The sequence below is a fragment of the Ezakiella massiliensis genome, assembly GCF_059862345.1.
In genome coordinates this window covers 72990-79750 of the sequence record NZ_JCBCEO010000007.1, presented here as the reverse complement: position 1 = coordinate 79750, position 6761 = coordinate 72990, and the positions used below count along the sequence as shown (strand labels likewise).

Annotated in this window: 7 protein-coding genes; 2 read left to right on the top strand and 5 right to left on the bottom strand. The window is 40.1% G+C overall.

What is annotated here, in order from left to right; translation table 11 throughout:
- Window positions 1–122: 122 nt before the first annotated feature.
- The 5 genes from AC6FXG_RS08410 to murC form a co-directional block, all read right to left on the bottom strand.
- Window positions 123–200 (bottom strand): PLDc N-terminal domain-containing protein, encoded by a 78-nt coding sequence (locus tag AC6FXG_RS08410; RefSeq protein ID WP_500572336.1) that lies wholly within the window; start codon window positions 198–200, stop codon window positions 123–125.
- A gap of 16 nt (window positions 201–216) precedes the next feature.
- Window positions 217–774, bottom strand: a complete 558-nt coding sequence (locus AC6FXG_RS08405) for a DUF2812 domain-containing protein (RefSeq protein WP_500572335.1) — start codon at window positions 772–774, stop codon at window positions 217–219.
- Complete coding sequence (locus AC6FXG_RS08400) at window positions 767–1105, bottom strand: PadR family transcriptional regulator (protein ID WP_446762607.1); 339 nt, start codon at window positions 1103–1105, stop codon at window positions 767–769. Before AC6FXG_RS08400 ends, AC6FXG_RS08405 begins: the two co-directional genes overlap by 8 nt.
- 256 nt (window positions 1106–1361) lie before the next feature.
- Complete coding sequence (gene guaA, locus AC6FXG_RS08395; RefSeq protein ID WP_500572334.1) at window positions 1362–2891, bottom strand: glutamine-hydrolyzing GMP synthase; 1530 nt, start codon at window positions 2889–2891, stop codon at window positions 1362–1364.
- Window positions 2892–3096: 205 nt separating this feature from the next.
- Entirely contained in the window at window positions 3097–4470 is a 1374-nt protein-coding gene (gene murC, locus AC6FXG_RS08390) for a UDP-N-acetylmuramate--L-alanine ligase (RefSeq protein WP_500572333.1), read from the bottom strand.
- 172 nt (window positions 4471–4642) lie between these two features.
- On the opposite strand from murC, the gene yfcE reads away from it, so the two are divergent.
- Together yfcE and AC6FXG_RS08380 are read left to right on the top strand one after the other, a co-directional pair.
- Window positions 4643–5152: a phosphodiesterase gene (gene yfcE, locus AC6FXG_RS08385; RefSeq protein WP_500572332.1), complete on the top strand. Its 510-nt coding sequence runs from the start codon at window positions 4643–4645 to the stop codon at window positions 5150–5152.
- 999 nt (window positions 5153–6151) lie between these two features.
- A complete protein-coding gene (locus AC6FXG_RS08380) occupies window positions 6152–6493 on the top strand; it encodes a DUF6693 family protein (protein ID WP_500572331.1) in 342 nt (113 codons plus the stop codon).
- Window positions 6494–6761: the final 268 nt, after the last annotated feature.

The following is a 6761-nucleotide window of genomic DNA, read 5'->3' as shown; positions in this document are numbered from 1 at the left end:
ACTTCCATTTTCTCCTATCAATCCAATTATAGAATTTTTAGGAATAGATAAATTTAAGTCACTTAGTATCTTTTCGTGACCATACTTTTTTGTTAGATTTGAAATTTCTAATAGATTTTCCATCAATATTTCTTTCTACCTACTGCTAAATATGCTATAGGACCAATTATCTGCACAAGCACTACAACAAGTGTCCAGATAACTTTTTTCTTGACATCAAATTTTGGGTTTCAAGCCATGACTTGCTAATATAAATAAAATTGTTCCTAAAATTATTGATTTATAATCAATTACCTTAAATAAACCTAAGACTATCAAAAGAACAGAGGTAGCGATAAGATAATAATATGGTGCTTTTCTCCTATTAATATCTAAATTCTTACTCTCCCTATCTGAAAAAACTGGAATTTCTTTATTTCCATCTGATTCAATTATCAAGATTTCCTTATTAATCATTCCAGGATAAGTCGCTATCATACCTTTAGGTGAGTTATAAGGTCTTAATTTCACGTTGCCCAAACTAAACTTTCCAATATTAAGTGGAGCAGTAAAAACTTTTAAATTCATTTCCTTTAAAAAATCAGAGTATTTTTTTCTTTCTGTATTACTCATATATCCAACATACTGTACTGAATACTTATAATCTGAATTAGTTTTTTCAAATTCATGTAATATTGATCCACTTTTTACAAGACGATACCCTTCACTTGCAATTTGATTAAGGTATTTTTCTCTGCCTTCTATTGGATTCAAAAAAACTCTTATTTTATTCATAATTTCCCTCCTTCTTTAATTTCTTTTCCCCCTCTAAGACTAAAGTTCTCATCCTATCAATCTCTAATAAGACTAATTTTTTTCCAATGTCAGTTGCTATATAAACTTTTTTTCCACTCTCCTTATCTTTATCAACTAACTTGATCCAGCCTTTTTTGCTAAGATTGTTTATCGCACCATACAGTGTACCTGGTCCTAAAACAATTCTTCCTCCTGTTATTTCTTCGACTTCTTGTGAAACTTTATAGCCATAGTTTTCTTCTAGCATTGTTAGTAAAACCAGAAACATCGTTTCTGTCAAAGGAATATTTTTCTCTAAATTATCACCCATTATCAACACCCCCATATCTAATTATCTAAAGTATATCACTAAACATACTATGTGTCAAGTAGTATGTGCAACGTAATTATTGTTTTTTAAAAAAAACCGCAGTTTGAAACTACGGTCTTATTTTTTGTCCAAATGTAAACCACTTGGAACTATTATTTAGTTTATTCTTTTTTACTTCCAGTACCATTTGAGTACCAGTAGCCATTTTTTATTCTCTTTATAGCTTGTAATTAAGCCATTTTAGAAAATTTTGCGATTATTCCCATTCAATCGTTCCCGGTGGTTTCGAGGTTATGTCGTATACTACGCGGTTTACCTCCGGCACGCCGTTTATAATTCTTCTTTGAGCTTCTTGCAAGAATTCATAGGAGAAGTTGTAGCTTTCGGCGGTCATGGCGTCGACTGAGTTGACTGCTCTGAGGGCGACCATGTAGGAATAGGTCCTTTTGTCTCCTTGGACTCCGACGGTTTTGATGTCTGGCAGGACTGCAAAGGCTTGCCAAATTTTTTCGTAGAGGCCTTTTTCGCGGAGCATAGTTATAAATATATTGTCAACCCTTCTTAAAATATCCAGGCGTTCTTCGGTGATTTCGCCGATGATCCTGATGGCGAGGCCCGGTCCTGGGAAGGGGTGACGGTCGACCATGTGCTTGGGCAGACCAAGTTTGTAGCCGATCTCTCTGACTTCGTCTTTAAATAGATCTCTAAGTGGCTCGATGATTTCAAAATCCACATCTTCAGGTAGACCGCCAACATTATGATGACTCTTGATAACGTCTTCTTTTTTGCTGCCGGATTCGACAACGTCAGGATAAATGGTCCCTTGGACTAGGAATTTTGCGTCGCCTTCGTTTTTCTTGGCGTCTTCAAAGACCCTAATAAATTCTTCGCCAATAATCTTGCGTTTCTTTTCAGGTTCTGTAACGCCTTTTAGTTTGTCGAGGAAGCGTTTTCTGGCGTCAATTTTTACGAATTTTACCTTGAAGTTTTCTGTAAATACTTTTTCGACTTCTTCGGCTTCGTTCATCCTCAAAAATCCGTGGTCAACGAAGATGCATGTGCACCTGTCGCCGATGGCACGTTCCATAATGGCTGCGGCTACTGATGAGTCAACGCCGCCTGATAGGCCGAGAATGGCACGACCGTTTGGTCCAACTTTGGCGCGGATTTTTTCTATTTCGCGGTCTATAATATTGTCGCTGTTCCAATCCGCCTTGAGTTTTGCGATTTCAAAGAGGAAGTTCTCAAAAATTTCCTTTTGATGTTCGGTGTTGTTGACCTCTGGGTGGAATTGGGTCCCGTAAAGTTTTTTATTTTTATTTGCAATGGCAGCAGTCTTGCACTGAGGTGTGGTTGCGATTACCTCAAAGCCCTCTGGAAGGTCAGAGATGTAGTCTGTGTGGCTCATCCAAACTGTGCCCTTGTTAAGACCTTTAAATAAGTCATCGCCTGTAAAGGTCGCGTCGGCGTGGCCGTATTCACTCTTGTCTTTGTCAGCGTGCTCAACCTTGCCGCCCAGTACATGGGCCATGAGCTGGGCCCCGTAGCAGATGCCGAGTATTGGGATCCCTGCTTCAAAAAGTTCTTTGGGTGCTGTCATAGCATTTTCAGCGTAGACTGAGTCTGGGCCACCAGTTAGTATGATTGCGGATGGTTTTTTTGCCAGAATTTCCTCCATGGTGGAATCGCCCGGCATAATTTCGCTGTATATGTTTAGATCGCGGACCCGTCTTGCTATCAATTGGCAATATTGGCCCTTAAAGTCTAATACGATTACCTTGTCCATTTTACCTCCTTTGTTTTTTGTAATAGGATAGAAAAAATTCTTGGCGACCATTTCAGGATCGCCGCTACAGGAATTTTTTCCTTTTTTGTGTTTTATCACGAGGCGGAAATTTCGCCTCGCCTTTATGTTTTGTGTTTAAATAATAATCGGTCGTGTAGCGGTTACCTTTATGGTGACCAAACCGATTATTATTTTCATTTCTTTTTTACTTATCTTCCAAATACATATGGGCGAGTTTATTTACATCGCCTGCGCCCATGGTTATAAATAAATCGCCAGGTCTAAGGGCGGTCTTTAAATATTCCAGGGCAGATTCAAAGTCTGGATAATATTTGCAAGAAATTCCGCGTTCGTTCATCTTTTCGACTAAATCGCGGGAGTGAATGCCCAAATTGTTGGTCTCGCGAGCCGCAAATATATCTATAACCACGACTTGGTCCGCCAATTTAAAGGCGTCTGCAAAGCCGTTTAATAAAATCTTGGTCCTGGTATAAGTGTGGGGTTGGAAAACGCAGAAAATTCTTTCCTTGTTCATATTCTTAACAGCGTTTAAGCTGGCCATAATCTCCGTTGGATGATGGGCGTAGTCGTCCATAACTGTGACCCCGTCCTTTTCGCCCAGCATCTCCAGCCTTTGGTGGACTGGTTTGTAATGGTCAATGGCATCCACGATCGTCTCTATATCCAGGCCTGCATCATAAGCAGTTGCAATGGCCGCCAAAGAGTTTAGGACATTGTGAACGCCCATTACGCTTGTGTTTACCTTGTAAGTCTTGCCCTCAAATTCCAGATCATAAGAAGCAAAACCCTCTTCATTATAAGTAATATCCTTGGCCCTAAAATCTGCCGGCCTGTGAATACCAAAAGTAATCAGCTTGCCATCATGGGCCTCTCTAATATTTTTTAAACTTGCCTCATCTCCATTTATAATCAAATGGCTACCCGGCCTTAGACCCTTGATAAATTCAATAAAGGTCGCCTCTATGTGTTCAAGGGACTTGTAATAATCCAAATGGTCTTCGTCGATATTTAAAACTACAGCCGTTGTTGGGTGGTATTTTAAAATATTTCCCTTGTACTCGCAGGCTTCACAGAGCATAACATCGTGCTCACCCACCAGTACATTGCCTCCGATAGCGTCCAGATTTCCACCAAGTAAAATTGTCGGTTTAAAATCGCTGTGCTTAAAAATCGTTGCAAGCATTGATGTGGTTGTCGTCTTGCCGTGAGTCCCCGTAATGGCGTAAGACTTTTGATACTGGGTCATCAGCTGGCCCAAAAAACTCGCCCGGTCAATCATGGGGATGCCCGACTCCTTAGCCGCAATAAATTCTGGATTGTCAGTTGAGATCGCATCTGTGTAAACAATTAAATCAGGCTTTAAAATATTTTTTGCATCTTGAGGCGCACTAATCTTTGCCCCGTGGTCTATTAAGTTTTGGCAAAGAGGAGTAATGGTCCTGTCGGAACCAGAAACCCTATAGCCCCGGTCCAAAAGAACACGAGCCATAGAGCTCATGCCAATTCCCCCAATGCCAATAAAATGTACTTCTTTAATATTATTAAAATCTATGTCCATAAAAACCTCTTATATTACATTCATATTACATTGTTTATTATACTATATACTTCTTTAAATTTCAATTAATATTGATTTGTGACCAACAATAGCGATATTAACCGTAAATTTTATTTTTCTTTTATAATGTATTATAATATAGAAAATAAATAAGAAGAAAGGAAGATTTAACATGCGTATTGGAATTTTAAGTGACACCCACGGGTCTTACGACGAATTTATGAAGGCCATTGAAAAAATGGGCAAGGTCGATTGCTACATTCACTTGGGCGACGTGCTCTACCACGGCCCCAGAAATGACCTGCCAGTTAAATACGACCCCAAGCGTTTAGCTGAGCAGATTAAAAATATGGACAACATTTATTTTGTCAAAGGCAATTGCGATTCTGAGGTCGACGAAATGGTCACAGGCAAAAACATCCACGAAAATTATCTGATTAAAGACTTTGGCGACGTGAGGATTTTTGCAACCCATGGCCACAGGGAATCTGAAGAAGATCGGATCCAAATGGCTGAGGCCAAATTTTGTGATTTTTTAATCACCGGTCACACCCACATCAAGGTCAACCGTAAGACGGACACCGTCCACATTTTAAACCCTGGATCGACTACCATCCCAAAAGACGGAACTCATTCGTGTATGGTTATTGACGGGTACGACATAGAAACCTACGAATGGTGAGTAATTTGTGGTTAAAATTGCGACTTTTTGCAGTGTTCGACTTTTTGCTCATTCCGCTGTACACTCTAGTACAGCTCACTCGTCAAAAAGTCTCAAGCTACAAAAATCCATCAATTTTCCCTCACAAATTGTATATATAAGAGTACACCTGCGTCCTAAAAATTTATTTCACTTCGAAGCCCTAGCCCAAGAGACGAGCCTTGAAAAGGCGATGTTAATTGGCTAGCAGGTCTCGTGTCAGAGATTCCCAAGAGAACGAGTGTAACGACGTTCAATTGGTGAATCTTACGGCCCTCATCGAAATTTCCTAGCAAATTACGAGTATCAAATGGATATAGATTAGAACGTTGTAGGGGCGACTTGCAGCCCTGCCCAAGAATCGAACGCGAAAGCGTGAAGATGATTGGCTAGCAGTGACTCACGCAACTTGTTGTCCAGTCGTTCGACCGTAGGGAAAAACGATTGGGTACAACAATCTGAGGAGAATGTCGCCCGCAAAAGTCTTGCCCCAAAGTTCAAAAATTCATCAATTTTCGAAACCCTAGCCCAAGAGAAAAATTTTTTACACAATCTAGTCCTTTTGGGTGATGTATAAAAGGGAAAGATAGATTTATAATATATATAGAAACAAAGAGAAAAGAATTTTTCCAACGGATATCTTTGTAGCCATGTAGCGTCTGGTTGCAGCCCTGCCCAAGAGAGCGAGTGATAACGATGCTCGATTGGATAGCAGCGACTCACGCAACTTGTTGCCCAAGAAAACAAAATTTTAGGTAGCGTCCGATTTATTTCGGACAAAAAAATTTTGTTTGATTGGTTGCAACAATCTGAGGAGAATCCCAGACATTCGGCGAATGTGATTGCCCCTTGTTGGTATGAACATTCGTCGTAAAAACAAATAGATTACGGATATTGATAAGAACGTTGTAACGGCGATCCTGAAATGGTCGCCATCTCGAACCCGGAGGCGTTCGAGACATTTCAAAAAAGGAGGATATTATGAACAATTTCGACACACAAACAGGCATGCCTATCAACATGGCCAAATCTGAATTTAAAGGCGGAGTATTTGATTACATGGGCAGGCAAATTATCGGAGCTTTACTTACACTCGTTACGCTTGGACTCATGCTCCCATGGGCAATAGTCCTAATCAAAAAATGGGAAATCAACAACACCTACATTGAAGGCAGGCGTTTGACATTCGACGGCACAGCAACACAACTCTTTGGCAACTACATCAAATGGTGGTTCTTCACTCTAATTACCCTTGGCATCTACGGATTTTGGGTCCACATCAGAATGAGACAGTGGGTAATCAAACATACCCATTTTGCATAAGATTTTTAAACAGCCAATTTATCTGGCTGTTTTTTTATTGCGAAAGGCTTTGCCTTATGGTTTACAATCGCTTTGTCTACCATTCTCCTTGAGCCTTTGTCCTCAATCGTTTTTCCCTTCGGTCTAACGATTGAACAAGAGGTTGCGTGAGTCCTGCATACCAATCGGTCAATTTCTTGGCGACCATAAAGGATCGCCTCTACAGGAAATTGACCTCTTGGGCAGGGCTGCAAGGTAGACGCTACATTAGCGATTGCAAATATTTATA